At 68.2% G+C, this 25,927-nt stretch carries 23 protein-coding genes and 1 riboswitch; of the genes, 8 read left to right on the top strand and 15 right to left on the bottom strand.

What is annotated here, in order from left to right:
* Window positions 1–30 precede the first annotated feature (30 nt).
* The 3 genes from GGQ91_RS11510 (at window position 31) to msrP (ending at window position 3,733) form a co-directional block, all read left to right on the top strand.
* A complete protein-coding gene (locus GGQ91_RS11510; RefSeq protein ID WP_043383238.1) occupies window positions 31–765 on the top strand; it encodes a hypothetical protein in 735 nt (244 codons plus the stop codon).
* A 99-nt stretch (window positions 766–864) separates the two neighbouring features.
* Window positions 865–2,619, top strand: a complete 1,755-nt coding sequence (locus GGQ91_RS11505; RefSeq protein WP_182591982.1) for an AMP-binding protein — start codon at window positions 865–867, stop codon at window positions 2,617–2,619.
* 160 nt (window positions 2,620–2,779) lie between these two features.
* Complete coding sequence (gene msrP / locus GGQ91_RS11500) at window positions 2,780–3,733, top strand: protein-methionine-sulfoxide reductase catalytic subunit MsrP (RefSeq protein WP_182591981.1); 954 nt, start codon at window positions 2,780–2,782, stop codon at window positions 3,731–3,733.
* Between the two features lie 124 nt (window positions 3,734–3,857).
* On the opposite strand, the gene GGQ91_RS11495 is transcribed toward msrP, so the two are convergent.
* From GGQ91_RS11495 to carB, 11 genes are all read right to left on the bottom strand, one after another.
* Window positions 3,858–4,118, bottom strand: coding sequence for a YARHG domain-containing protein (locus tag GGQ91_RS11495; protein WP_043356002.1), 261 nt, complete (start codon window positions 4,116–4,118; stop codon window positions 3,858–3,860).
* Window positions 4,119–4,160: 42 nt separating this feature from the next.
* Window positions 4,161–5,051 (bottom strand): LysR family transcriptional regulator, encoded by an 891-nt coding sequence (locus GGQ91_RS11490; protein WP_043356004.1) that lies wholly within the window; start codon window positions 5,049–5,051, stop codon window positions 4,161–4,163.
* Between the two features lie 429 nt (window positions 5,052–5,480).
* Window positions 5,481–6,296 (bottom strand): oxidoreductase, encoded by an 816-nt coding sequence (locus GGQ91_RS11485; RefSeq protein WP_182591980.1) that lies wholly within the window; start codon window positions 6,294–6,296, stop codon window positions 5,481–5,483.
* A 110-nt stretch (window positions 6,297–6,406) separates the two neighbouring features.
* Entirely contained in the window at window positions 6,407–6,994 is a 588-nt protein-coding gene (locus GGQ91_RS11480) for a TetR/AcrR family transcriptional regulator (RefSeq protein WP_053610013.1), read from the bottom strand.
* 101 nt (window positions 6,995–7,095) lie between these two features.
* Entirely contained in the window at window positions 7,096–7,221 is a 126-nt protein-coding gene (locus tag GGQ91_RS28395; protein WP_281375055.1) for a hypothetical protein, read from the bottom strand.
* A 402-nt stretch (window positions 7,222–7,623) separates the two neighbouring features.
* Complete coding sequence (gene trxB, locus GGQ91_RS11475; protein WP_182591979.1) at window positions 7,624–8,628, bottom strand: thioredoxin-disulfide reductase; 1,005 nt, start codon at window positions 8,626–8,628, stop codon at window positions 7,624–7,626.
* 46 nt (window positions 8,629–8,674) lie between these two features.
* Complete coding sequence (locus GGQ91_RS11470; RefSeq protein ID WP_182591978.1) at window positions 8,675–8,989, bottom strand: hypothetical protein; 315 nt, start codon at window positions 8,987–8,989, stop codon at window positions 8,675–8,677.
* Window positions 8,990–9,003: 14 nt separating this feature from the next.
* Window positions 9,004–10,053 (bottom strand): mitochondrial fission ELM1 family protein, encoded by a 1,050-nt coding sequence (locus GGQ91_RS11465; RefSeq protein ID WP_053610010.1) that lies wholly within the window; start codon window positions 10,051–10,053, stop codon window positions 9,004–9,006.
* Window positions 10,054–10,104: 51 nt separating this feature from the next.
* Window positions 10,105–10,605 (bottom strand): hypothetical protein, encoded by a 501-nt coding sequence (locus GGQ91_RS11460; protein WP_043356024.1) that lies wholly within the window; start codon window positions 10,603–10,605, stop codon window positions 10,105–10,107.
* A 3-nt stretch (window positions 10,606–10,608) separates the two neighbouring features.
* Window positions 10,609–11,085: a transcription elongation factor GreA gene (gene greA, locus GGQ91_RS11455; protein WP_170861838.1), complete on the bottom strand. Its 477-nt coding sequence runs from the start codon at window positions 11,083–11,085 to the stop codon at window positions 10,609–10,611.
* Window positions 11,086–11,175: 90 nt separating this feature from the next.
* Complete coding sequence (gene carB / locus GGQ91_RS11450) at window positions 11,176–14,649, bottom strand: carbamoyl-phosphate synthase large subunit (RefSeq protein WP_182591977.1); 3,474 nt, start codon at window positions 14,647–14,649, stop codon at window positions 11,176–11,178.
* Window positions 14,650–14,956: 307 nt separating this feature from the next.
* Here carB and GGQ91_RS11445 point away from each other — a divergent pair, with 307 nt between their 5' ends.
* Window positions 14,957–15,391, top strand: a complete 435-nt coding sequence (locus tag GGQ91_RS11445; RefSeq protein ID WP_043356028.1) for a pseudoazurin — start codon at window positions 14,957–14,959, stop codon at window positions 15,389–15,391.
* Between the two features lie 35 nt (window positions 15,392–15,426).
* Here the strand turns inward: GGQ91_RS11445 and GGQ91_RS11440 are convergent, their stop codons facing one another.
* Both GGQ91_RS11440 and carA read right to left on the bottom strand, forming a co-directional pair.
* Window positions 15,427–15,804: a hypothetical protein gene (locus GGQ91_RS11440; protein ID WP_043356030.1), complete on the bottom strand. Its 378-nt coding sequence runs from the start codon at window positions 15,802–15,804 to the stop codon at window positions 15,427–15,429.
* A gap of 162 nt (window positions 15,805–15,966) precedes the next feature.
* Entirely contained in the window at window positions 15,967–17,199 is a 1,233-nt protein-coding gene (carA, locus tag GGQ91_RS11435) for a glutamine-hydrolyzing carbamoyl-phosphate synthase small subunit (RefSeq protein ID WP_182591976.1), read from the bottom strand.
* 192 nt (window positions 17,200–17,391) lie between these two features.
* Here carA and GGQ91_RS11430 point away from each other — a divergent pair, with 192 nt between their 5' ends.
* The 4 genes from GGQ91_RS11430 (at window position 17,392) to GGQ91_RS11415 (ending at window position 23,363) form a co-directional block, all read left to right on the top strand.
* Window positions 17,392–17,853: a GatB/YqeY domain-containing protein gene (locus GGQ91_RS11430; RefSeq protein ID WP_043356034.1), complete on the top strand. Its 462-nt coding sequence runs from the start codon at window positions 17,392–17,394 to the stop codon at window positions 17,851–17,853.
* Between the two features lie 100 nt (window positions 17,854–17,953).
* Window positions 17,954–19,846, top strand: a complete 1,893-nt coding sequence (gene dnaG, locus GGQ91_RS11425) for a DNA primase (protein ID WP_182591975.1) — start codon at window positions 17,954–17,956, stop codon at window positions 19,844–19,846.
* A 198-nt stretch (window positions 19,847–20,044) separates the two neighbouring features.
* Window positions 20,045–22,027, top strand: a complete 1,983-nt coding sequence (gene rpoD, locus GGQ91_RS11420) for an RNA polymerase sigma factor RpoD (RefSeq protein WP_043356038.1) — start codon at window positions 20,045–20,047, stop codon at window positions 22,025–22,027.
* A gap of 76 nt (window positions 22,028–22,103) precedes the next feature.
* Complete coding sequence (locus GGQ91_RS11415; protein ID WP_075379617.1) at window positions 22,104–23,363, top strand: adenylate/guanylate cyclase domain-containing protein; 1,260 nt, start codon at window positions 22,104–22,106, stop codon at window positions 23,361–23,363.
* Window positions 23,364–23,466: 103 nt separating this feature from the next.
* Here GGQ91_RS11415 and GGQ91_RS11410 read toward each other — a convergent pair whose 3' ends face one another.
* Entirely contained in the window at window positions 23,467–24,588 is a 1,122-nt protein-coding gene (locus GGQ91_RS11410; RefSeq protein ID WP_246410648.1) for a glycosyltransferase, read from the bottom strand.
* Window positions 24,589–25,004: 416 nt separating this feature from the next.
* On the bottom strand, window positions 25,005–25,454 hold the full coding sequence (locus GGQ91_RS11405) for a TIGR02281 family clan AA aspartic protease (RefSeq protein ID WP_244447738.1): 450 nt from the start codon (window positions 25,452–25,454) through the stop codon (window positions 25,005–25,007).
* A 293-nt stretch (window positions 25,455–25,747) separates the two neighbouring features.
* A riboswitch (TPP riboswitch) is annotated at window positions 25,748–25,876 on the top strand.
* Window positions 25,877–25,927 lie beyond the last annotated feature (51 nt).

The following is a 25,927-nucleotide window of genomic DNA, read 5'->3' as shown; positions in this document are numbered from 1 at the left end:
ACGCCGCGCGCCGGTCCGGGCAATCTCAGCATGGCCGCACACGCCAACGCCGCGCGCGATCGGGCCGATCCGGGTGACGGGACGTCCGGAGGCCGCGTCGGCGGCCTCCTCCTGGCAGCCGTCGGGCCGATTCTCGCCATGCTGGCCGCCCTGGCGCTCGTCGCCGTCACCGGCCTGAGCCAGCGTGGTTCCGTGCCGGAGGCCCTCGAGCCCTGGATCTTCGGCTACTTCATCGGCCGCTACCCGCTCTTCGCCTTCGCGCTGGTCTACGGGCTGGGGCATCTCGCGCGCGCGGCGGCGGAGCCGGGTCCCGCCTCCGTCCCGCGCCGGGTCCTGTTCGGCCTCGCGGGGGCGGCCGCCCTTCTCGCCGCCGGGCTCTATCCCACCTTCGGCGGCCTCATCCTGCGCGGTGCCTTCGCCACCGGCGGCATGGCGTTCCTCACGCATCAGCCCCTGTGGTTGGCTTTCGGACTCGGCGCCGCTGTGGGTGCCCTGCTGTTCGGCGGCGTCCTCGGGCTGTTCGCGGTCGCGGCCAACCGCCCCCTGCGGCCGCGCCTGCGTCGGATCGGATTCGGAGCGCTCGCCTTCCTGGCCCTGTGGTTCGGCGCGATCCTGATCGGCCTCGCTGGCGACCTAGGCGTCGGCCCCTGGCCGCGCCGGGCGATGCGACCGGAGGAGGCCGCGCTCGCCGCGGGCCTGCTGATCGCCGCTGCTCTGCCCCACACCGCTCTGGCGACATTGCGCCGGCATCGTCGGGGCGTCTGAGCCCGCTGCCTTGCGGGCCGGCCTCCGTTCCCGCAGAGTCTGCGCGACAGGCGTAGCGAGACCCGGCCACCGAGAGTCGGGCCCGCGGGAGGCATCGCGATGCACGAGGCGAACGTGATCGAGCACGGCGCTCAAGCCGCTACGGCCGGCGCGTCGCCGGCCACGCCAAGCGGCGGGTCCTCCGACCGCCCCTGGCTGGCCTCCTACCCGTCCCGGGTTCCGGCGGAGATCGACGTCGCGGCCCTCGGGACCCTGGTCGGCCTGTTCGAATCCAGCATGGCCGCCTTCGCCGACCGGCCGGCGATGCTGTGCTTCGGCTCGACCATGACCTACGCGACCCTCGGCCAGCAGGCGCGCGACCTCGCGGCCTGGCTGCGCGGACAGGGCCTGGCAAAGGGCGACCGCGTTGCGATCATGCTGCCGAACGTCCCGGCCTATGCGGTCGCGATCTTCGGCGTTCTCCTGGCGGGCGGGACGGTGGTCAACACCAACCCTCTCTACACACCCCGGGAATGTGCGCAGCAGATCAACGATTCCGGTGCGCGGATCCTGATCGTCCTGGAGAATTTCGGCGCCACGGTCGCGGCAGCCCTGCCGGACGTCGCCCTGGAGCGGGTCGTCCTCGTGGGCCCGGGCGACGGGCTCGGGCTCAAGGGCCACGTGATCACGCTCGCCAGCCGGCATGTGCGCAAGGCCGTGCCGCCGTTCCGCCTTCCGGAGGGCCTCGCGATCCCCTTCGCCACCGTCCTGCGCCGGGGCCGGTCGATGCCGCGGGCGACGGTCCGGGTCGAACCGGAGGACCTCGCCTTCCTGCAATATACCGGCGGCACCACGGGCATCGCCAAGGCGGCGATGCTGAGCCACCGCAACATCATGGCGAATGTCGAGCAGTCGCAGCTCTGGTTCAACTCGAAGGATCCGAGCGTCCCGCGCTGCGTGGTCACGGCCCTGCCACTCTACCACATCTTCGCGCTCACCGCGTGCTTCTTCCAGTTCATGCGCAGCGGCGGATCCTGCCTCCTGATCCCCAATCCGCGCGACTGCGACGGCATGGTCAAGACGCTGAGCCGCACCCGCTTCACCCACCTGATGGGCGTGAACACCCTGTTCAACGTGCTGATCAACCACCCGAAGATCGGCACGGTGGATTTCGCCAACCTCGACTTCGTGGTCGGCGGCGGGACCGCCGTGCAGCGGGCGGTCGCCGAGCGCTGGAAGGCGCTGACCGGCAACACGATCATCGAGGGCTACGGCCTGTCCGAGACCTCCCCGGTCGTGTGCGTCAATCCGCACGGCATGCGGGATTTCTCCGGCACGATCGGCTACCCGCTGCCCTCCACCGAGGTCTCGATCCGCGACGTCGCCGGCGAACCGGTCCCGATCGGGCAGCCCGGCGAGATCTGCGTGCGCGGCCCGCAGGTGATGCGCGGCTACTGGAACCGACCGGAGGAGACGGCCCGGGCGATGACGGCGGACGGGTTCTTCCGGACGGGCGACGTGGCGATCCTGCAGGCGGACGGCCAGATCCGGATCGTCGACCGGATGAAGGACATGATCCTGGTCTCCGGCTTCAACGTCTATCCCAACGAGGTCGAGGACGTCCTGGCGGCCCACCCCGCCGTGCTCGAATGCGCGGTGGTCGGCGCACCGAGCGAGGAAACCGGCGAGATGGTGGTGGCCCACGTGGTCCTGAAGGATCCGTCGGTGTCCCCCGAGGCCCTGCGGGCGTATGCGCGCACCCAGCTCACCGGCTACAAGGTACCCCGCCGCGTCGTGTTCCACGAGACGCTGCCCAAGACCAATGTCGGCAAGGTGCTGCGGCGGATGCTCCGCGACGAGACCCCGCCGGCCTGAGCTCGGCCGATCGTCGGGCGCCCGCCTGCGTCCAGGTGCCGCTCACCTGCGGCGTAACGCCGGGATGCGGGTCGCCGAAAGGTGAGGCTGCGGCGCTTGCGCCCCTGTCGGTCGCGGCCGATCTGTGGGTTGTGCGCGCAGGACATCCGAGGAGACGGCCATGTTGATCAAGCGCAAGCGCGGTTGGGAGATTCCGGAGCATCTGGCGACGCCGGAGGCCGTCTTCATCAACCGGCGGGCCCTGATCGGCGGTGCGGCCGGGCTCGCGGCCGGCTCGCTCCTCGGCCCCCGTCAGGCCCTGGCGGCCGCAGGCGACCCGTCGCTCTATCCGGCGCCCCAGAACCCGGCCTACACCCTCGACCGGCCCCTGACGCCCGAGCGCTTCAGCGCCGACTACAACAATTTCTACGAGTTCGGCACGTCGAAGACGGTGCTACCGGCAGCCAACGCCCTCAAGACGCAACCCTGGACCCTGAAGGTCGACGGCCTCGTGGAGAAGCCGTTCGAGATCGGCGTCGATGACCTGATCCGGAAGGTGGGTCTGGAGGAGCGGCTCTACCGCCACCGCTGCGTCGAGGCGTGGTCCATGGCGGTGCCCTGGACAGGCTTCCCGCTGGCGAAGCTCGTGGCGCTCGCCAAGCCCGCCTCGGGCGCGAAGTACATCCGCTTCGAGACCTTCATGGACAAGGCGATGGCCCCGGGCCAGCGGGCCTTCTTCTACCCCTGGCCCTACACGGAGGGCCTGACATTGGCCGAGGCCGGCAACGACCTCGCCTTCATGGTGACGGGGGTCTACGGCAAGCCGCTGCCCAACCAGTTCGGGGCGCCGATCCGCGTCGCGGTGCCGTGGAAATACGGGTTCAAGTCGGCCAAGTCGCTGGTGAAGATCTCCTTCACCGCCGATCGGCCGAAGACCTTCTGGGAGGGGCTGCAGGCCTCCGAGTACGGCTTCTGGGCCAACGTGAACCCGGCCGTGCCGCATCCGCGCTGGAGCCAGGCCACGGAGCGGGTTCTCGGGACCGACCAGCGGGTGCCGACGCTGATCTACAACGGCTACGGCGAGCAGGTCGCCGGCCTCTACAAGGGCCTCGAAGGCGAACGCCTGTTCGTGTGAGGGGCTGCTCGGCGACACCCGCCTAGGCAAACCCGCCCGAGCCTCGCCCCACCGGGCGGGGCTTCAGTTCCTTGTCGTCACGCGTCTGTACGCGGGATCGGCGTCCACTGCGGCGGCGCGCACGCTAGCGCGGGCAGCCATGGGCGCGCTCGAAGGCCTGCAGCTCCGCCACGGTCGCCTGTTCCTGGCGCGAGAGCGGTATGCGATCCATGGCGTCGTACCGGCAATCGGTATTGCCAAAGGTCCGAATCGCCCGCGGCGTGCTGAAACAATAGCCGGCCTGCTTGTAGATCAGGTTGCGCTGGTACCAAGCTTCCGCGCAGTCATCCGCCATCGCGTTGGTCGAACCCGCGACGAGGATCAGAGCGTAGAGGGCAGCGCGCATCGAATCGTCTCCGTGAGAAGACGCGACTCAAGCATCGAATGCTCAGTAGGTCCAGCGCTGCGCCTTGGAGACCAGGAAGTCGCGGAACGCCTGGACCCGGGCGACCGAGCGCATCTCCTCGGCATAGACGAGGTAGCTCTCGAGGCTCGGCATCTCGGTCTCGCGCAGCACCTGCACGAGCTGCTGGCCGCCATCCACCGCGTAGTCGGGCAGAATCCCGATCCCGGCTCCCGCCTCCATCGCGCGCTGGAGGGCGCCGATGTTGTTCACGGTCAGGTGGACCTGACGCCGGTCCCGGCCATCGCGGCCGGCATCCGCCAGCCAGTGGGCCGCGAGCAGGTACGACGGCTCGTTTCCGCCGAACGAGACGAGGCGGTGATCGTCGAGTTCTTCGATGGTCTTGGGCTCGCCGAAGCGCTTGACGTAATCCGGGCTCGCGAAGGCATGGTAGTGCACGGTGAACAGCCGGCGCTGGATCAGGTCCGGCTGGGCCGGCCGCCGCATGCGGATCGCCACATCGGCTTCGCGCATGGCGAGATCGAGTTCCTCGTTGGTGAGGATCAGCTCGATGCGCACATCCGGGTAGAGGTCGAGAAACTCGCCCACGCGCTGCGACAGCCAGGAGGTGCCGAGGCCCACCGTGGTGGTGACCTTGAGATCGCCGGTCGGGCGCTCGGAGGTCTCCACGAGCCGGGCGCGGGTATTCTCCAGGCGCAGCTTCATGTCCCGGGCGGCGCGGAACAGGAGATCGCCCTGTTCGGTCAGCAGCAGGCCGCGGGCATGGCGGTGGAACAGAGGCGCCTTCAGCTCGCGCTCCAGGGCGCTGATCTGGCGGCTCACCGCCGATTGGCTGAGCCCGATATCGTCACCCGCCTTGGTGAAGCTCCCCGCCTCCGCGACGTTGAGGAAGATCCGGATCTTATCCCAGTCCAAGGCAAGAACCCCTACCAGCGCGCGCCCGCGGGTCGCGCCCGGGTCAGGATGGGCACGAGGCGGCGGGCAGATCACCGGGCGAACTGCGCGGCGCCGAGGGCGGATGACCGCTCGCGGCACCGCGCGGGCATGCAATCGGTGCATCCCGGCGCAGTCAGCACTCCTATGCACACAGCGCATGATGCGACGCAAGCGGTGAAGGCGGGAAGTTGTTGAAATGGTGGGCGCTGCGGGCGAAGCGCCGCGGCCGGTGCCGCCGGCATTCCGCTGCGCCGGCCTGAACCGGGCTCTCGCCGATCGTGCGGCTGGCGAGAGAAGTCTCGGTCTCCAACGCCGCCCGTCAGCCCATGCCGGCGGCGAAGAACGCCGTCTCGCCCGCTCTGTCCGGCGGCACCGCGCGCTGCCGTCCGAGCGGAGGTGCTCTCCCTGTCATTGCGGGAGCCGCATCTGCTTGCGGAAGCTTTTATCGAAGGCGCTAGCGGGCACGAAACGACGCAGCAGGCTGACCCGCCGGGCCATCTTGCCGGCGGTGTACCGGCTCTTCGGTACCGCCACGGTCGCCGCCGTCACGACCCTCTCGGCCACGATCCCCGGCGCGTCGGCAACCACCATGACGTCGCGCATCAGCCGCTCCTGGCCGGCGCGCGCGGCGTCGTAGACGGCGAGCGGCGCATCCGGCGTGACGAGGTTCCGGTCGAAGGCCGTGCGGGTATAGGCGGGCTCGACGAGGACGACCCGGATGCCCTGGGTCCTGACCTCGTGGTCGAGGGATTCGGAATAGCCTTCGAGCGCATGCTTGCTCGCGGCGTAGAGCGCCATGTACGGGGCCGGGACGAGCCCGAAGGCCGAGCTGATGTTGACGATGCGACCGCCACCGCTTGCCCGCATCAGGGGCAGGACCGCGCGGGTCATGCGGATGGCGCCGAACAGATTGACGTCGAACAGGGCCTGAGCCTGCGCGGTGGTGGATTCCTCCGCGCCGCCGCTGATGCCGAAGCCGGCGTTGTTGACCAGCACATCGATCCGCCCCGTCCGGGCGAAGATCGCCTCGACAGCACCCGCGACCGAAGCGTCCGAGGTGATGTCGCAGGGCAGCATCGTGATGCCGCCTTCCACGACACGGTCCACCGTTCGACTGGTGCCGAACACCCGGTAGCCCGCGGCCTTCAAAGCTCTCGCTGTCTCGAGGCCGATACCCGAAGCGGCCCCTGTCACGACCGCGATCCTGGTTTCGCTCTGCTGCACGGTGGTCTCCTACCGACGCGGCCTGCATCGCAACCGCTCCCCATATAAATTATGATCATAATTTATAATGGCAAGGGGAAAGCGTGCCCTGTCGCCGCGGAGGCGTGCCCCTATCCGCTGTTGGAGGGTCCCGCCGGCGTATCGCGTTCGGGCGCTTCGGCACCCAGCGAGGCGCGAGCCGCTCCGAGTATCTCCTCGGCCAGCGCTTCATCGTCGACCGCGCGGGCCAGGACTACGGCACCGACCAGCGTCGCGAGCGAGGACAGCGCACGCTGCCGCCTCTTCTGTTTCGGCGTCTTGGGCACGAGGGCCGCCATCAGGTCCACCATCCCGCGCACGCCTCGCGTGAAGCGGGATCGGACCGGGCTGTCCGGGGCTTCCCGTGCGACGTCGTTGGCGAGCGCGGCGACGGGACAGCCCATCCCGGGGGCGCGCACATGGGCGATCGACAGATAGTTGGACACGAGGCTGTCCAACTGTCCCCGCCCATTGTCGGTCAGCGCGGTCTCGAAGGCTTCAGCCGCCAGCGCGTCCTTGTTGGCGAATTGGCCATAGAAGCCGCCATGGGTGAGCCCCGCGGCACCCATGATATCGGCGACGCCGACGCCATGGAGCCCCCGCTCACGAAACAGCGTCGCTGCGACCTCGACCACACGCTGGCGGTTGAGTTTGGCCTGCTCCTGCGAAACTCTCGGCATCCCCGGATCCTCAGTGCGCCGCGACCGTGATCAATTTAGATGTTTAGTATCATTTTTGAAGGGATCGGCTGTCGCGTTCTCTGCCCCAGCGCGGGCGCTAGCTATGCAATAGCTGGCGAACGTTTCGCCTCGATCGCGGTGCGTTCGGGGACGATCGGCGCGTGGATGTCCGGCGGAGGCTTGCCGTCGGGGACTTCACCCGGCACGCGGATGTCGGTCTCGAGCACCGCGTCCGCATTGCGGATCTCCAGGTTGGCGATCTGGGCGAGCGGCCTCGGATCGCTTCGAGACCTTCTTCCGACGCCCGCAGAACGTCCGCTTACCCACACCCGACGGCCGAAGCGGGCTGACCGCCTCCGCCCAAGTTCGGTCCTCGGGGACCTGTCGGTGTCGTGGAGGCGAAGCACGCCGTTCCGGGAACGCACCGAGCCGTAAAGGTCGGCTTGCGCGGAGCCGAGGAGCGTTTTGAGGCCGCTCCAAGCAAGAAAGGACGGGCTAGTACCCTGGGGCCTGAGCCAGAGGATAGGGCCGCCGGGCCATGCGCGCGCCAGGGTCGTGACCTCCAGCGCGTCGAAGCCCGGCGCCGCCACGTCAGTGCGGCGCTGGATGCAGGGCGCGCGTCCGCTCGCCTAGTCGTAGGCGCCGATCATCTCCGGCTCCTGCAACTCCTCGGTCCTGACCTTCGGGTCCGGGGAGTGCTCGGCGAGGAATTTCTCCGCCTCGAGTGCCGCCATGCAGCCCATGCCGGCGGCGACCACCGCCTGCCGGTAGACGAACTCGGCGCAATCGCCGGCGGCGTAGACGCCCTCGACGCTGGTCCGCGTCGTGCCCGGCACGATCTTGATGTAGCCGCCCTCCAGCAGTTCGAGTTGGCCAGCGAAGAGCTTCGTCGCCGGGTCGTGACCGATGGCGACGAAAAGGCCGTCTGCAGGCACGTCCCGCGTGGCGCCGCTGCCGGTGTCGCGCAACCGCACGCCGGTGACGGCCTTCACCGGCTCCCTTCGGCCGAGGACCTCCTCGACCACATGGTTCCAGATGACCGCGATCTTCGGATGGGCGAACAGCCGATCCTGCAGGATCGGCTCCGCCCTGAAGCGGTCGCGCCTGTGGATGACGGTGACCTTCGAGGCCAGGTTGGCGAGGTACAGGGCTTCCTCGACGGCGGTGTTGCCGCCGCCGATCACGACGACCTCCTTGCCGCGATAGAAGAAGCCGTCACACGTCGCGCAGGCAGACACGCCTGCCCCGTTGAACTCGATCTCGGAGGGCAGGCCGAGCCAGCGGGCCTGGGCGCCCGTGGCGGCGATCAGGGTATCGGCGACGTAGGTGTCGCCGCCATCCCCCTGGGCCACGAAGGGGCGCTGAGACAAGTCGACCGACACGATGGTGTCGGAGAGGATCCGGGTACCGACGTGCTCGGCCTGCAGGCGCATCTGCTCCATCAGGTCGGGCCCCTGAACGGCGGTCGCGAAGCCCGGATAATTCTCCACGTCCGCGGTGATCGTCAGCTGGCCGCCGGGCTGGATGCCCGTCACGAGGATGGGCTTCATGTTGGCCCGGGCGGCGTAGATGCCCGCGGTGTAGCCGGCCGGTCCGGCCCCGATGATGAGGACCTTCGTCTTGTGAGTGGTCATGGCGAGCCTGGACGTAGCGAGGGAGCGGAGATGTCTTGAATGTGCTCTACGCCGCAGCTTCAAGCACGGGCCGCGGACGGTCGTCGTTCGCCGGGCAGGTGTTAGGATCCACACACATCCGGGACGCCAGCGGTTCGGAAATCGTCGCGAGCACGTTCGGGATCTCGGTCCCGGCGGTGCCGGGCGTCTCGCTCCGGGAGCCACCGTGGCACATGGGCAAAGACCCGTCGCCGATCGCCGTGGCCGGCTGAATGGGCAGCGCGGGGATGGGCTTCATGTCGGGCCGGGCGGCACAGAAGCCCACCGTGCCGGCGGCGTGCCCGGAGCCGACGATCACGCGTTTGGCGTACGTGTGGGCCATCTGTTTCGGCCTCCTCAGGCCGGTCCGGCCGCGCGTCGTGCGGCATACACGTCGGCGAGCGCCTGAGCGATCACCGGCGTCGCGTCGATCGGCTTGTACGTCAGCTCCGCCAACTGACCGGTGAACGGCCGCAGCGCTCCGGCGATGGCAAGCCCGGCGAACATCCGCCGATGCCGAATATAGGTGCGCGGCAGGTCGAACAGCAGGACCGGCGCGCCGGTCGCCACCGCTTCGCTGACCATGTTGGCCGAGTCGGAGGTGACCACGATCGCCTCGGCGAGCGCCAGCATGGCGACGTAGGGATTGTCGCCGGACCCGTCCCAGAGGAAGCCGCCGGTCTCTGCCGCAAGGGCCTTCACGGCTTCGCGGAGCGGGTTGGGCGTCCGGCGGGATATCGTCACCATGAGCCGGCAGCCCTGCGCCGCCAGCCCGCGCAGATCCTCCACGAGACGGACCATGTCGGTCTTGCGGTAGCTCAGATGCCGGCTGTCGCCGCCGACCAGGACCGCCACCCGCGGGCCGTCGAGGCGCGCGAGGCGCGGATCCGGGTGGGCCCGGGCGGCGGCCAGTCGCGCGGCCGTGACGAGATGCGGAGCCGTGAGGGTCGTGAAGACGTTCGGGCCGCGCAGGTCGTCGTAATCCGGCACCCAGATGAAGTCGGCGCTGTCCGCGCCCATCCGCGGATCCTTCAGGAAGGCCGTGAAGGTCCGGCCGCCCGTAGCGCGGCGCACCGCCCGCAAGTAGGGCACGGACCGGCGCCCGGACGCGATCAGGATGTCGGGGTAGGGGCCCGACAGGGCGCCGGCGCGCCGGCGCGGGCCCTCGCGGGGGTCGATCGGCCCCCACGGTGCCATCCACCCAAACGGTCCGGAGGCGGGCACCTTACGGGTCTCGAAGGCGAGCCCCAGGGTCTCGGCGATGCCGACGCACTGGTTCTCGTCGCCGGCCTTGCCGTCGGTGACGATCCAGGCGCGAGCGCGGGCGAGTTCAGGCAGGCGCCCGGGCCGCGAGTCCAAGCGGCTGAGCGGCGCGGTCTGCGACTCCGTCACGTCGATGCTTGCCATGCTCCTCACCGGAAACGCCCTACGCCGCGGGCCGGGGCGGACGGCCCTTCTCTAATCCCGCGGCAGGTCGCGGGCGAGCCACTGGGCATAAATGTCGGCGATCGCGGCCAGCCGGCGTTGCTCGAATTGCGGATCGTACCACGCGCCCCCGTAGCTGGACGGCGTCGCGGTCATCTGCGGATAGCGTCCCAGCACTTGGCCCTTGGGCCCGACCAGCAGGGCTTCGCCCTCCATGTAGTCGGTCTGGAAATTGCTGCCGAAGCCGGGCCGGTCGCCACTGCCGACATAGGGGCGCAGCGACAGACTGGTGACGACCACGACGAGGCGCGGCCCGCGGCCGCCGATGCGACCGGCGAAATTCTTCCGCAGGGCCGATGTGAGATCGGAAGCTAGCGCCTCGGCCTGCAGGCCTGCGCCCTTGTCCACGAGCGGCCGCACATCGACCCGGATGTCGGAGAAGACGGCGGTGGCGGGAAAATCGCCTGCCGCCGCGGATCCCGCGACGACACCGAGAATCAGGCCGGCAAGCCAGCCCCAGGAACGCGGGCGCATGCCTCAGCCGCCGTACTGGACGGCGACGACCTCGTAGGACTTGCCGCCACCGGGGGTGGTGACTTCGACGGTGTCGCCGACGCCCTTGCCGATCAGGGCGCGGGCGATCGGAGACGTGATCGACACGCGCCCGGAGCGCACGTCGGCTTCCGGCTCGCCGACGATCTGGTAGGTCTTCTCCTCTTCCGTGTCCTCGTCGACGAGCTTCACGGTGGCGCCGAACTTGATCTTGTTGCCCGAGAGCTTGGTGACGTCGATGATCTCGGCCCGCGCGATCATGCTCTCCAGCTCCATCACGCGTCCCTCGTTATGGGACTGCGCCTCCTTGGCGGCGTGATATTCGGCATTTTCCGACAGGTCGCCCAGGGCACGGGCCTCGGCGATCGCCTGGATGATGCGCTGACGCTCCACCTGCTGCCGGTGCTTCAGCTCCTCTTCGAGGGCTGCGAAGCCGCGCACCGTGATCGGAACCTTGTCTATCGTCATCGTCTCGCGCCACAATGAAGAGGCCCGGCCGAGAGTGGAGCACTCTCTCCGGGCCACGAGATAAAGTCAGCGGAACCCTCAGGTTCAGGCCGCGAAGTATTCCTGCAACGCGCGGACCTTGAGATCGCCTTCTAGATAGGCCTTGATCCCCTCGGCCGCGGCCATCGCGCCGGCTAGAGTGGTGTAATACGGCACCTTATGCAAGAGGGCCGCACGCCGGAGCGAGCGCGAGTCCGAGAGGGCGCCGGCCCCCTCGGTGGTGTTCAGCACGAGGTGGATGCCGCCGTTCTTGATCGCGTCGACCACGTGCGGCCGGCCTTCGAGGACCTTGTTGATCCGCTCGGCCGGAACGCCGTTCTCGACCAGATAGCGCTGCGTGCCGCCCGTGGCCAGGATGGTGAAGCCGAGATCGGACAGGAGCTTCATGGTCGGCAGGATGCGGGCCTTGTCGGCATCCCGCACCGAGACGAACACGGCGCCCGCCTTCGGGACCTGCGTGCCCGAACCGAGCTGGCTCTTGGCGAAGGCCACGCCGAAGCTGGTATCGAGCCCGATCACCTCGCCGGTGGAGCGCATCTCCGGACCGAGGAGCACGTCGACGCCGGGGAAGCGGGCGAACGGGAAGACCGCTTCCTTGACGGCGATGTGCGGCAGGGTCTTCGGCTTCAGGCCGAAGGTGGACAGCGCCTCGCCCGCCATGAGCCGGGCCGCGATCTTGGCGATCGGCTCGCCGATGACCTTGGCGACGAACGGTACGGTGCGCGAGGCGCGCGGATTCACCTCCAGCACGTAGATGACGCCGTCCTTGATGGCGTACTGCACGTTCATCAGGCCGACGACGTTGAGCGCCAGCGCCATCGCCTTGGTCTGCCGCTCCAGCTCGTCCATGATCTCGGGCGAGAGAGAGCGCGGCGGCAGGGAGCAGGCCGAGTCGCCGGAATGGATGCCGGCCTCCTCGATGTGCTCCATGATGCCGGCGATGAACACGTCCTTGCCGTCGCAGACCGCGTCGACATCGACCTCGACCGCATCCGACAGGTAGCGGTCGAACAGGAGCGGGTTCTTGCCCAGCACCGTGTTGATCTGGCCGGTCTTGTCGTTCGGGTACCGGGCCTTGACCTCGGAGGGGATCAGGCTCGGCAGGGTATCGAGGAGGTAGTCGGCGAACTGCGTCTCGTCGCGGATGATCGCCATGGCGCGGCCGCCCAGCACGTAGCTCGGGCGCACCACGAAGGGCAGGCCGAGATCGGCCGCCACGAGCCGGCTCTGCTCCACCGAATAGGCGATGCCGTTCTTCGGCTGCTTCATCCCGAGCTTGTCCAGCAGCCGCTTGAACTGGTCGCGGTCCTCCGCGAGGTCGATGGCGTCGGGCGAGGTGCCGAGGATCGGCACCCCGGCGGCCTCAAGGGCCCGGGCGAGCTTCAGCGGGGTCTGGCCGCCGAACTGCACGATGACGCCGTGCAACGTGCCGGCCTGCTTCTCGGTCTCGATGATCTCCAGCACGTCCTCGGCGGTGAGCGGCTCGAAATAGAGCCGGTCCGACGTGTCGTAGTCGGTGGAGACCGTCTCCGGGTTGCAGTTGACCATGATGGTCTCGTAGCCCACCTCCGACAGCGCGTAGCAGGCGTGGCAGCAGCAATAGTCGAACTCGATGCCTTGGCCGATCCGGTTCGGGCCGCCGCCGAGGATCACGACCTTCTTGCGGTCCGAGGGTTGCGCCTCGTCCACTACCGCGCCCGCGAAGGGCGCCACGTAGGTGGAGTACATGTAGGCGGTGGGCGACTTGAACTCGGCCGCGCAGGTGTCGATGCGCTTGTAGACCGGGCGCACGGACAGCGCACGCCGCGCCGCGCTGACCGCGGCCTCGTCGGTCTTGGCGAGGACGGCGAGGCGCGCATCCGAGAAACCGGCGGCCTTGAGCTGGCGGAAGGCGCCGGGGGTCTTCGGCAGGCCATGCGCCTTCACCCGGTTCTCCAGGTCGATGATCGCCTGCAGCTGCTCCAGGAACCACGGATCGATCTTGCACGAGGCATAGACCTGCTCGTGGCTGACACCCAGCCGCAGGGCCTGCGCGACCTTGAGCAGCCGGTCCGGGGTCGGCGTGCCGATCGCCGCCTTGATGGCGTTGTGGTCGTCGCCCTTGCCGAGGCCCTCGATCTCGATGTCGTCGAGGCCGGTCAGCCCCGTCTCCAGGGAGCGCAGGGCCTTCTGGAGCGATTCGGCGAAGCAGCGGCCGATCGCCATGGCCTCGCCCACCGACTTCATGGCGGTGGTCAGCGTCGGCTCGGCGCCCGGGAACTTCTCGAAGGCGAAGCGCGGGATCTTGGTGACGACGTAGTCGATCGTCGGCTCGAACGAGGCCGGGGTCGCGCCGCCGGTGATGTCGTTGGCGATCTCGTCGAGCGTGTAGCCGACCGCGAGCTTGGCGGCGACCTTGGCGATCGGGAAGCCGGTGGCCTTCGAGGCCAGCGCCGAGGAGCGCGACACCCGCGGGTTCATCTCGATCACGATCATGCGCCCGTTCTCGGGGTTGATCGCGAACTGCACGTTGGAGCCGCCGGTCTCGACACCGATCTCGCGGAGCACCGCCAGCGATGCGTCGCGCATCACTTGGTATTCCTTGTCGGTGAGCGTCAGCGCCGGGGCGACGGTGATCGAATCGCCGGTATGGACGCCCATCGGGTCGATGTTCTCGATGGAGCAGACGATGATGCAGTTGTCGTTCTTATCCCGAACGACCTCCATCTCGTACTCCTTCCAGCCGAGCACGCTCTCCTCGATGAGCACCTCGTTGGTCGGAGACGCGTCGATGCCGCGCTCGACAATGTCGAGGAACTCCTCGCGGTTGTAGGCGATGCCGCCGCCGGTGCCGCCCATGGTGAAGGACGGGCGGATGATCGCCGGCAGTCCGACCTCGGCCAGCGCCATCAGCGCCTGCCCGATCGCATGCTCGCCGTAGCGCTTGCGCCGGTCGGTCTCGCCCGCGGCCCAGCTCTTCTCGAAGGCGGCCAGCGCCTTCTGCCGCGCCTCCGGCTCCGCGTTGGCGGCTTCGATGCGGGCGATCTCGGCGAGGTAGGCCTGCCGGTCGGCCTTCTTGGCCGTTGAGGCGTTGGCCAGCGCCGATTTCGGGGTGTCGAGCCCGATCTTGGTCATGGCGTCGCGGAACAGGCTCCTGTCCTCGGCCTTGTCGATCGCCTCCGCGGTGGCGCCGATCATCTGCACGCCGTACTTCGCCAGCACGCCCATCTTCTGGAGCGACAGGGCGCAGTTCAGCGCCGTCTGGCCGCCCATCGTCGGGAGGATCGCGTCGGGGCGCTCCTTCTCGATGATCTTGGCGACGATCTCGGGGGTGATCGGCTCGACATAGGTCGCGTCCGCCATGTCCGGATCGGTCATGATGGTCGCGGGGTTCGAGTTCACCAGGACGATCCGGTAGCCCTCTTCGCGCAGCGCCTTGCAGGCCTGGGTGCCGGAGTAATCGAACTCGCAGGCCTGTCCGATGATGATCGGACCCGCACCGATGATCAGGATCGAGGAGATGTCGGTGCGTTTGGGCATCTGCGGCCTTGTCGGGCCAAGCGCGCCCGATCGGGCAGGGCTGACTTCAGCCCTGCTCCCGGACGCGCGTGGCGGGATTGTCGTTGAGCCCCGCGTTTACACGGGCCACGGGCGCATTGGAAGGCCGGGACAACCGCGCATCCTCACGGTGCGTTCGACGCATGGATGCGACGCCGGTCGGCCGAATTGGAGCTCTTATAAATGAACGCCCGCGCGGGAAGATTTCTTGCTGGGTTCCGGAGCGATTTGTAGGCCTCGATCGATCGGCCGATCCGTCGATCGATACCACAACGAGTCGAGACCGAAGATGCTCTGGCCAGCCCCTATTTCCGCAATGCTTCTGATCGGATCGATCCTGGGCGCGAACGCTTCGGAAGTCGCCATCAAGACCCTGAACAGCGGTCCGGGCGGGATGATGGTCTTCGACCCGGCCTACGTGAAAATCCAGCCCGGTGACACGGTGCGGTTCGTGCCGGCCGACAAGGGGCACAATGCCGAGCTGATCAAGGGCATGGCACCCGAGGGGGCAGCGCCGTTCAAGACGGTGGTCGGCAAGGAGGAGACCGTGACCTTCGACAAGCCCGGCCTCTACGGCATCAAGTGCTCGCCGCACTACATCATGGGCATGGTCGGCCTGGTCCAGGTCGGCGACAAGCCCGACAATCTGGAGGCGGCCAAGGCGGTCCCGCAGAACAAGCTGGCCGCCAAGCGCTTCGAACCGCTGTTTGCGAAGGTCGAGTAGGCAAACGGGGTGGCGCCAGGCCGCCCCGTCCCGACTCAGAGGCCGGCGTGAAGCGCCGCGACGGCCCGGTCGATCGAGAGATAGAAAACCCCGAAGGCCACCACGGCGGCGGCCGCGAACTCGACGGCGACGTTCGAGAGCGTCTGCGCGCGGCGCAGCGCCTCGCGGCCGAAGTAGAGAGAAACCCAGGCGAGGGCGAGGACCGCCGGCAAGGCGAACAGGTAGGACACCGTGCTCTCGACGCGGTCGAGCCCGCCCGTCGGATCGATGAGGGCTCGGATGTTGCGCACCCAGGGGGCGTAGAAGGCGGCATAGACGGCGGTCAGCCAGGACAGACCCACGGCGACGCCAAGGTGGAACGTGAAACTGCGATGCAGGCGGGAGAAATCGTCGCGCGCCTCGTCGATGGTCATCCGGCAATCCCCTGCGACGGGCCGAATGCGCGGGGCGCGGATGCGCCGCCGTTCAGGGGCCGTCGTGGGCTCTCTTAAGCTGCCCGATCTGGCGGATTTTATGGCCCCGCCGCGGCCCGATTGGGATCGGGCCGCGGGAGCAACGCGGGCTCGGATCCGGTCTCAGGCGCCCTTGGCGGTCTCCGGCGTGCCGGAGCGCATCAGCGTCACGAAACGCTCGAACAGGTAGTGGCTGTCGCGCGGGCCCGGGGAGGCTTCCGGGTGGTGCTGCACCGAGAAGGCCGGGCGGTCGGTGAGCGTCAGGCCGCAATTCGAGCCGTCGAACAGCGACACGTGGGTTTCCACGGCCGTCTCCGGCAGGCTGTTCGGATCGACCGCGAAGCCGTGGTTCATCGAGACGATCTCGACCTTGCCGGTGGTCTTGTCCTTCACCGGATGGTTCGCGCCGTGGTGGCCCTGGCCCATCTTCACGGTTCGGCCGCCGAGGGCGAGGCCCATGAGCTGGTGGCCGAGACAGATGCCGAAGGTCGGCACCTTCGCGTCCAGGAGCTTGCGAATCACCGGGACCGCATAGGCGCCGGTCGCCGCCGGATCGCCGGGGCCGTTCGACAGGAACACGCCGTCCGGCTTCAGCGCCAGGATTTCCTCCGCCGCGGTGGTGGCCGGAACCACGGTGACATCGCAACCGGCCTGGGCGAGGAGGCGCAGGATGTTGCGCTTCACGCCGTAATCGATGGCCACGACCTTGAGGCCCTCGCCGGGCGCGCGCTTGCCGTAGCCGTTGCCGAGCGCCCACACGGTCTCCGACCATTCAGACGGTGCGCGGCTGGTCACCGGCGGCACGAGGTCGAGCCCTTCCATGGGGGCGAGGGCCGCCGCCCGGGCCTTCAGGGCCTCGTGGTCGAACTTGCCCTCGGGATCGTTGGCGATCACCGCGTTCGGCATGCCCTGGTCGCGGATGCGGGCGGTGAGCGCCCGGGTGTCGACGCCGGTGATGCCGACGATGCCACGGGCCTTGAGCCAGCCGTCGAGATGCGACGACGAGCGCCAGTTCGACGGCTTCGTCACCGCCGAGGCGATCACCGTGCCGCGCACGCCCGAGGCCGGCGCCGCCTCCAGGCTCTCCAGATCCTCGTCGTTGGTGCCGACATTGCCGATATGCGGGAAGGTGAAGGTGACGATCTGGCCGGCATAGGAGGGATCCGTCAGGATCTCCTGGTAGCCGGTCATCGCGGTGTTGAAGCAGACCTCGCCGTCGGCCACGCCGGTCTGACCGATGCCGAAGCCCTCCAGGATGGTGCCGTCAGCGAGCACCAGCAGAGCTGTCGCGACGGGCTCGGCCCAGGGCTCGGGCGCCCGAGTCTCGGGGGCATGCGCGGCGGCGTCTTGCAGCATGGGCTGAGTCTCGCTTATGTCCGGCCGAAGGCGGGCACCGGGTTGCGGCGCTCTCGGCTTGCAGCATGATCGTGTGCGGCGCTCTTAGCGAGCGGCCCGCGATGGGGTCAATGTGGTCCCGGCGCCCGCAGGGCTCAACACCCGCAAACCGCAGGCCAGTCCCCCGCTTCGACCGTTGGAAGGTTCACCGAGATGCTGCGCGCGCGCTTCACCACCGAGATGAAGGAGGCCATGAAGGCCGGCGACAAGGAAAGGCTCGCCACCGTCCGCATGATCCAGGCCGCCCTCAAGGACAAGGATATCGAGGCGCGGGGTCTCGGCAAGGAGCCGGCCTCCGACGAGGAGATCCTGTCGCTGCTCCAGAAGATGATCAAGCAGCGCACCGAATCGGCGTCGGTCTACGAGCAGGGCGGCCGCCCGGAACTCGCCGCCAACGAGCGCGCCGAGATCGCCATCATCGAGAGCTTCCTGCCGAAGCAGATGGACGAGGCCGAGATGAAGGCGGCCGTCGAGGCGGCGATCGTCGAGACCGGCGCGGCCGGGCCCAAGGACATGGGCAAGGTGATCGGCGCCCTGAAGGGGACCTTCGCGGGCCGGATGGATTTCGGCAAGGCGAGCGGTCTGGTGAAGGCGGCGCTGGCCGCGAAGGGCTGAGCCTCTCCCCGCAATCCTCCACCGGATTTCGAGCGCGTGAGGGACTCCGTTACGCCTCACGCGCTATAGGTGCGGGTTCACGCAACCCATCCCAGGCCCCGTGCGCTATCCGCCCCACATCCTGGAAGAGATCCGCTCCCGGCTGCCGGCCTCGTCGGTGGTCGGCCGCCGCGTGCAGTTGAAGAAGGCCGGCCGCGAGTGGCGCGGCCTGTCGCCGTTCAACGCCGAGAAGACGCCGTCCTTCTACGTGAACGACCAGAAGCAGTTCTATCACTGCTTCTCGTCCTCCAAGCACGGCGACATCTTCACCTTCCTCATGGAGACGGAGGGTCTCAGCTTCCCCGAGGCGGTCGAGCGGCTGGCGGGCGAGGCCGGCGTCAGCCTGCCGGCCCCCACCGAGGACAACCGCGCCAGCGAACGCAAGCGCGCCGGGGCGATCGAGGTCATGGAGATGGCCGCGCGCTGGTTCGAGGACCGGCTTCGGGCGGGGCAGGGCAGCGAGGCCCGCGCGTATCTCGAACGCCGCGGGCTCAAGGACGAGACGCAGCGAGCCTTCCGCCTCGGCTACGCGCCGAACGATCGCTACGCCCTGCGCGACCACCTCGCCGGGCAGGGGGTCGACAAGGCGCTGATGGTCGAACTCGGCCTCATCGCGGCCGGAGAGGGCGTCTCGGTCCCGTACGATTATTTCCGCGACCGGGTGATGTTCCCGATCACCGACACACGCGGCCGGGTCGTGGCCTTCGGCGGGCGGGCTCTCGCCAAGGAGGTGCGCGCCAAGTACCTGAATTCCCCCGAGACGCCGCTCTTCCACAAGGGCCGCACGCTCTACAACCTCCACGGCGCGCGGAAGGCCGCGCACGAGCGCGGGTCGATCATCGCGGTCGAGGGCTACGTCGACGTCATCGCCATGACGCTCGCCGGCCATCCCGAGACCGTTGCGCCCCTCGGCACCGCGCTGACGGAGGATCAGGTCGGCCTGCTCTGGCGCCACGCCGACGAGCCGATTCTCTGCTTCGACGGCGACAAAGCCGGCCAGCGGGCGGCCTTCCGGGCTCTCGACATCGCGCTCCCGCTCCTCGCGCCCGGCCGCTCGCTCCGAATCGCGCTGCTGCCCGGCGGCCAGGATCCCGACGACCTGCTGCGGTCGGGCGGCCCGGCGGCCATCGATCAGGTGCTGACGGCGGCGTTGCCGCTCTCCGAGCTGCTGTGGCGGCGCGCCCTCGAAGCGGGGCCGGTCGACACGCCCGAGCGGCGCGCCGGCCTGACGCAGACCCTGCGCACCACCGTCGCGACGATCCGCGACGAGACCGTGCGGCGCTATTACCGCGACGATATCGAAGAGCGCCTGCGGAGCCTGTCACCCCGCAGCGCGCGAGCCGCCGCCGGCGGGGCTCCGCGCGGACGCCCGCGTTTCACCCGGCCCGGCGAGCCCGTTTCGCCGCGCATCACCGGGAGTCCGAGCCCCTCCATGACGGCCTCGGCAGGCTTCACGGGCGCCGCTTCGGTGCGCGAGGCAGTGATCGTGGGCACCCTGCTCGCCCATCCCGAGATGATCGCGGAGTTCGGCGAAGAGACCGCCGATCTCGATTTCGAGGATCCGGATGCGCGAGGGATTTTATCGGTCCTCCTGGCCTGCGCCGCCGAGGACGAGCATCCGGTGCCGGAAGTGTTGCAGAATCGCATCAATCGCGCCGGACTTGCTGCGGCTGCCGACAGAATCCTCGCCCTGGCCCGCTCTCGGGACCGCACGACCCTGGCCCCGCACGCCGATCCCGCACACCGCGCAGACGCCCTGAGACAGGCGATGATCTTGCACCGGCAGGCAGGAGCGCTACATAGCGAACTTCGCGAAGCACGGCAGGCGTTTGAAGACGATCCGACCGATGCCGGATGGGCATGGCTCTGCGAAGTGAAGGCGAGGCTGGAAACCGTCATCGCCGCCGAGGCGGAGGCCGACGCACCGGTGTCGAGCGACTCGACGGCCGCGTGATCCCTGTGTCATGGCGGTGGCGGCGGGCGGAGTCTCGCCATAGTTAACAATCGGTCAAGCCTCAGGCTTGCATACGGAAACCGACGACTCAAGGCGACTGGAGCAATCCGGCGCCGATCTCATACAGCGGCGCCGACGGCGTGGAGCGGCCCCATCGGGGCCTCCGCAACGCGCCGCGTGCGAAACAATAGGCTGATCATGGCGACGAAGGCAACGGAACGGGACGAGACGGACGCTGCCCCCGAGCAGCAGACCGACGGGCCGCTCCTCGACCTGACGGATGCTTCGGTCAAGCGGATGGTGAAGCTCGCCAAGAAGCGCGGCTACGTGACCTACGAGGAGGTCAACGAGGTTCTGCCCGAGGGCCAGTCCGATCCGGACCAGCTCGAGGACGTGCTGTCGCAGCTCTCCGAGATGGGCATCAACGTCGTCGAGGCCGAGGAGACCGACGAGGCGGCCGGCGAGAAGGCCGCCGAAGGCGAGGAAGAGGAGGCCGAAGGCGGCGAGGTCGCCGAGGTCGCACCGGCGCGCGCCGTCACCGTCGCCACGACCACCAAGGAGCCGACCGACCGGACCGACGATCCGGTGCGGATGTACCTGCGCGAGATGGGCTCGGTGGAGCTCCTGTCCCGCGAGGGCGAGATCGCCATCGCCAAGCGCATCGAGGCCGGGCGCGAAGCGATGATCGCGGGGCTCTGCGAGAGCCCGCTGACCTTCCAGGCGATCATCATCTGGCGGGACGAGCTCGTGGAGGGCAAGGTCCTCCTGCGCGACATCATCGATCTCGAGGCGACCTACGCGGGGCCGGACGGCAAGAACGCGCCGCAGCTCGGCGAAGGCGAGGAAGGATCCGAGGACGGCGAGCCGCCGGCGCCCCCGGAGGGCGGCGACGACGAGGACGACCTCGAGAACAACGTCTCGCTGGCCGCCATGGAAGCCGAGATCAAGCCGCGGGTCCTCGAGACCTTCGACGCGATCGCCGCGAACTACCGCAAGCTGCGCAAATTCCAGATCGAGGGCACCGAGCGCAAGGCGGCGGGCGAGCAGAACACCCCGGCCCAGAATCAGAAGCAGGCCGAGCTGAAGGACATCGTCGTCGCCGACGTGAAGTCCCTGTCGCTGAACAACAATCGCATCGAGGCGCTGGTCGGTCAGCTCTACTCGATCAACAAGCAGCTGATCGGCCACGAGGGCCGGCTGATGCGCTTCGCCGAGAGCCACGGCGTGGCCCGCGACGAGTTCCTGCGCCACTATCAGGGTTACGAACTCGATCCGAACTGGATGGAGCGCGTCGGCACGCTGGGCGGCAAGGGCTGGAAGAACCTGGTCGAGCGCGGCTCGAAGCAGGTGGCGGAGCTGCGCGCGCAGATCCTCGATCTCGCCTCCGAGACGGGCTTGGAGATCGGCGAGTACCGCCGGATCGTCAACATGGTCCAGAAGGGCGAGCGCGAAGCCCGGCAGGCCAAGAAGGAGATGATCGAGGCGAACCTGCGCCTCGTGATCTCCATCGCCAAGAAGTACACGAACCGCGGCCTGCAGTTCCTGGACCTGATCCAGGAGGGCAACATCGGCCTGATGAAGGCCGTGGACAAGTTCGAGTACCGGCGCGGCTACAAGTTCTCGACCTATGCCACGTGGTGGATCCGGCAGGCGATCACCCGGTCGATCGCCGATCAGGCCCGCACGATCCGCATCCCGGTGCACATGATCGAGACGATCAACAAGATCGTCCGCACCTCGCGCCAGATGCTGCACGAGATCGGCCGCGAGCCGACCCCGGAAGAGCTGGCCGAAAAGCTGGCCATGCCGCTGGAGAAGGTCCGCAAGGTCCTGAAGATCGCCAAGGAGCCGATCTCCCTCGAGACGCCCATCGGCGACGAGGAGGACAGCCACCTCGGCGACTTCATCGAGGACAAGAACGTCGTCCTGCCGATCGACGCGGCGATCCAGTCGAATCTGCGCGAGACCACGACCCGGGTGCTCGCCTCGCTCACGCCCCGCGAGGAGCGTGTGCTGCGCATGCGCTTCGGCATCGGCATGAACACCGATCACACCCTCGAGGAGGTCGGCCAGCAATTCTCGGTGACCCGCGAGCGCATCCGTCAGATCGAGGCCAAGGCACTGCGCAAGCTGAAGCACCCGTCGCGCAGCCGGAAGCTCAGGAGCTTCCTGGACAACTGAGCCCACGCCGCGGATTACGCGGCGCTTTCCCGTCGACCGCGTTGCTTCGGCGCTGCGCGGCATCCACTCTGGCGCCATGCTCGAACGCCGCCCGCCACCGCCCGGATCCCCGACGGCCTTCGCGGACGGATCGGAGGCCGACGACGTGCCCTTCGGCGCGCTCCAGCCCTCCGTCGGCATCCGCGATTGGCTGCTCGGCGAGGGGGCGCGGATGCCCAACGCCGAGGAGATGCTCACCGGACTCGCAGAGCGTCTGATCGCCGTCGGCGTACCGGTGGACCGGGCATCGACGGCCATCGACACCCTGCATTCGGAATATGCCGGCGTTGGCCGGATCTGGACCCGGGACGGCGGCACCACCGTGCGGCTGTTCCCGCACGGCGCCCGCTCGACGGACGCCTATCTCAACAGCCCGTTCCATACGGTCCACGCCACCGGCGATTGGCTGATCCTCGACCTGTCCAAGACGCCGGACGACGCCTACGCGATCGTTCCGGACCTGAAGGCCGGCGGCTACACCCACTACGTGGTGGCGCCGTTGTTCTTCACGAACGGCACCCAGAACGGCATCACCTTCGCCACGCGGGCCCCTGAGGGGTTCCGGGACGACGACATCGCGATCCTGCGCTTCGTCATGCCGGCGCTGGCGGCCGTGATGGAGATGCGCGTCCTCAACAAGCAGCTCGACCACGTCCTGCGTCTCTATGTCGGCGACGAGCCGCATCGGGCGATCCTGGCCGGCGACATCCGCCGCGGACAGGTGACGCGGATACGCTCGGCGATCCTGTTCGCCGATATGCGCGACTACACCCGGACCTCCGCCGACATGACGCCTGAGGAGGCCGTCGGCCTGCTCAACGTGTTCTTCGACTGCCTCGTGCCGCCGATCGAGCGGGAGGGCGGCGAGGTCCTGAAGTATCTCGGCGACGGTCTGCTGGCGATCTTCCGGGAGTCCGGTGACGACCTCGGCGGCGCGGCCAAAGGTGCGCTCACCGCGGCCCAGCACGCCCTGGCGGCCCTCGACGAAGCGAACGCTCTGCACCAGTTCCCGGTACCGGTGGCCGCGGGCATCGCACTCCACCACGGCGAGGCCGCCTACGGCAATGTCGGGTCCGGCTCCCGCCTCGACTTCACGGTGATCGGCCGCGACGTGAACCTCGCGAGCCGCATCGCGCAGCTGAATCGCACCCTCGGCGAGCCGCTGCTGATGTCCAAGCCCTTCGTGGACTTCCTCTGGGGTGATCCGATCCCGCTGGGCGAGCACCGGCTCAACGGGTTCGACGAGCCCATGGCAGTCTTCCGGCCAAAGTTCCTGCGCCCGCGCAAATCCAGCTGAGCCCCTCTCCGATCGCGTCCTCGATCGGCTCTCGGCGTCAGGAAGCCGTCCCACCCGTCCGCCGTGAACCCTGGCCCGCAGCCGATCCGTGCGCCGCTCGGACTCACCACGTCGGCACGAACGGCAGAGTGTAGGGGTTGTGCCGGCAACCCCAGACCGGGTCGATCATCCTCGCCATCACCGCCCGGGCCAAGGCGCCGGCATGTATGGCCACCTCCTTCGGGACATGCCTCCGTTCGAGGATCTTCAGGCAGGCATGTCCGCACGCGCTGTACTGGCCGATATGGTACGCGTTGATGGCGAACTCTTCGAGTATGCCGTATTCGTAGACCCACGGATTCAGGGAAATCCCCTCGCTCGGAAGTTCGAGTGCGAGGCCCGCCTCCGCGTATCGATATCCGTCCGCGAACCGCTTCCTCAACCGGCAGAACCGACTGGCCCCGTGGCGCGCTTCCGCCCGCGCGGGGCGGACGGAGGTCGCGCGCTCGTAGAGCTGCAACACCCTGTCCTCCGGCTCATCGAGGCGCTCCGCGTTCACGGCGGCCATCAGCAGATTGTAATAGACCTCCTCGTCCCATCCGCCCAGCTCTGCTCGTATCAGAAAGCATTCGAGAGCTTTCCTGTATTCTCCAGCAGCATTATACGTTGTCCCGAGGTACATCGTGTATCGGGCGATCATGTGGGGATCGGTCTCGACCGCCAACGCCTTCTTGAGAACGGCGATATCCCGCGCGTCCGCCGAGGTGTCTCGGTGACGGGCGCCGTCATCACCCCGGCGCATCGCGAGGGGAAGGACCGGTGTCTCGGAGACGCCGGGGCAGCTGAGAAATTCGTGCAGGACGCCCCGGTAGCGCCAGTTTTCCCGGCATCTGACCAACTGGGTGCGCCAGTATCGCGTCTGCTCGTCGATGATCTCGAACCGATAGCCGGGCGCATGCAACTTCGGCATCGTGAAGTCGGCCGGGATGACCAGCTCATCATCCGCATCGATGATCAGAGCGTACTGCGCGTGACGCCGCGCGAGTTTCAGGGCCTCGTTCCGATTGAAGGCAAAATCGACCCAGGGGCGCTCGACCAGGGCCCCCGGTATGTCCGCGAGCGCGGTACGGATAATATCCTGTGTTCCATCCGTCGATCCAGTGTCAACGATGATCCAATGATCGATGATCGGACGAACAGAGTCGATGCACCGACGGATCACGTGGGCTTCGTTCTTCACGATCATCGATAAGCAGATCGCGGATTCGCGATTCTTCATCCTGAAGCCGCCCCGTCATGCACTCACGCCTCGAACGCGCAGTCATCACGGCTACTAGCACCACATCAGCGCATTGACAAAACGACCGATTGCTCCATGACAATTCTGATTGATCGGCGTATTTGCAGCTTTATCGGGGTCAAACTCAGAAATATTCAGACACAATACACTAAGATCTATAAATTAACCGATAAAGATTGAATTATTCAACCGGTCGGGGACCATCCATCATCGGGCCGTCCGTGGCCTGCGCACCGAATATTTTCCGCACAGGATCGGCCGCGTGATCGACCTGGTCCCGCAGCCGATCCCGGGGAGACGGGCCGCGCCAGCCGCCGTTGGCGCACCGCGACCCCAGAGATCGGCATGGGCGTTCGGGCGTTTCAGCCCCTCAAAGTCATCGTGCTGCCGGAGACGCCGAAATCGCGCAGGCGTCTGAGGAATGACATGCCCAGCAGGCTGGTGGACAGGAGCCCGCGCGGGATCACGACCGCATCGACGTCTCGCACCGTGATCGATCCGATCTGCACGATCGCGATCCGGATCGGCGCCACGCGAACCGTCCCGTTCGCGGTGTTCCAGACGCGCGTGAAATCGGACGCAGCGACCTGGATCCCGATCCGCGCGGCGTCCTCCTCGGAGAACGCGCAGGCGCTCGCCCCGGTATCCACCATCATCGGCAGTGAACGGCCGTCCAGCAGAGCGTTGACGAAGAAATGGCCGTTGCGGCCAGCCTGGAGGGCCACACCGGCGGCGGCACGGCCTGCGAGATCCGGCTCCGGCGGCGGTGCGACGGCGAGCGCGACCGGCGCCGCCCGCATGCCGTCGCGCACCTTCAGGACGGCCGTGACGCCGAGAAAGCCGAGCATGCAGATCAACAGGATTGTGCGCACGCAAATTCGCCCGTGACGTGGAGTGCCGGCGCCCGGAGAAGGTCCGGGATCCCGGCGATCAGATCCCAGACGCGTGAAGGGATGGTGCGCGCCGCCTATCGCGACCGCTGTCCGCGCGCCGATTCCGGTCCGCTTGGTGTCTGGACTGTCACCGCGACCCGCGGATTGTCACGGGAATGATGCAGAGGCGGCGGCGCGGGGTTGACCGACACAAGCCGTGACGCCACATCTGCGTCTGTTCCAGGGAGATCCCCGGCAAGGGGCTGAGAAACCGCTGGCACGTCCCTTAGGACCTGCGGCGCGGAAATCCTTCGAACCTGATCCGGCTCATACCGGCGTAGGGATTGGACCGCGGCCGCCCGAAAGGCAGGCCATAGCTTCTGGTAGAAGCGCACGGCCCGCTCCCCGCGACG

It is taken from the genome of Methylobacterium fujisawaense (genome assembly GCF_014138435.1).
In the GTDB taxonomy this organism is placed as follows: domain Bacteria; phylum Pseudomonadota; class Alphaproteobacteria; order Rhizobiales; family Beijerinckiaceae; genus Methylobacterium; species Methylobacterium fujisawaense.
The sequence above is the reverse complement of the archived record's forward strand: the minus strand, read 5'-3'. Positions and strand labels throughout refer to the sequence as shown.

Coding starts and splice junctions, on each gene's coding strand:
- GGQ91_RS11505 (WP_182591982.1), top strand. CDS start 865: ATGCACGAGGCGAACGTGATCGAGCACGGCGCTCAAGCCGCTACGGCC.
- GGQ91_RS11465 (WP_053610010.1), bottom strand. CDS start 10,053: ATGGCAAGCATCGACGTGACGGAGTCGCAGACCGCGCCGCTCAGCCGC.
- msrP (WP_182591981.1), top strand. CDS start 2,780: ATGTTGATCAAGCGCAAGCGCGGTTGGGAGATTCCGGAGCATCTGGCG.
- GGQ91_RS11410 (WP_246410648.1), bottom strand. CDS start 24,588: ATGATCGTGAAGAACGAAGCCCACGTGATCCGTCGGTGCATCGACTCT.
- GGQ91_RS11460 (WP_043356024.1), bottom strand. CDS start 10,605: ATGCGCCCGCGTTCCTGGGGCTGGCTTGCCGGCCTGATTCTCGGTGTC.
- GGQ91_RS11430 (WP_043356034.1), top strand. CDS start 17,392: ATGCTGCGCGCGCGCTTCACCACCGAGATGAAGGAGGCCATGAAGGCC.
- carA (WP_182591976.1), bottom strand. CDS start 17,199: ATGCTGCAAGACGCCGCCGCGCATGCCCCCGAGACTCGGGCGCCCGAG.
- GGQ91_RS11445 (WP_043356028.1), top strand. CDS start 14,957: ATGCTCTGGCCAGCCCCTATTTCCGCAATGCTTCTGATCGGATCGATC.
- rpoD (WP_043356038.1), top strand. CDS start 20,045: ATGGCGACGAAGGCAACGGAACGGGACGAGACGGACGCTGCCCCCGAG.
- GGQ91_RS11510 (WP_043383238.1), top strand. CDS start 31: ATGGCCGCACACGCCAACGCCGCGCGCGATCGGGCCGATCCGGGTGAC.
- carB (WP_182591977.1), bottom strand. CDS start 14,649: ATGCCCAAACGCACCGACATCTCCTCGATCCTGATCATCGGTGCGGGT.
- GGQ91_RS11480 (WP_053610013.1), bottom strand. CDS start 6,994: ATGCCGAGAGTTTCGCAGGAGCAGGCCAAACTCAACCGCCAGCGTGTG.
- GGQ91_RS11495 (WP_043356002.1), bottom strand. CDS start 4,118: ATGCGCGCTGCCCTCTACGCTCTGATCCTCGTCGCGGGTTCGACCAAC.
- GGQ91_RS11415 (WP_075379617.1), top strand. CDS start 22,104: ATGCTCGAACGCCGCCCGCCACCGCCCGGATCCCCGACGGCCTTCGCG.
- GGQ91_RS11470 (WP_182591978.1), bottom strand. CDS start 8,989: ATGGCCCACACGTACGCCAAACGCGTGATCGTCGGCTCCGGGCACGCC.
- trxB (WP_182591979.1), bottom strand. CDS start 8,628: ATGACCACTCACAAGACGAAGGTCCTCATCATCGGGGCCGGACCGGCC.
- GGQ91_RS11440 (WP_043356030.1), bottom strand. CDS start 15,804: ATGACCATCGACGAGGCGCGCGACGATTTCTCCCGCCTGCATCGCAGT.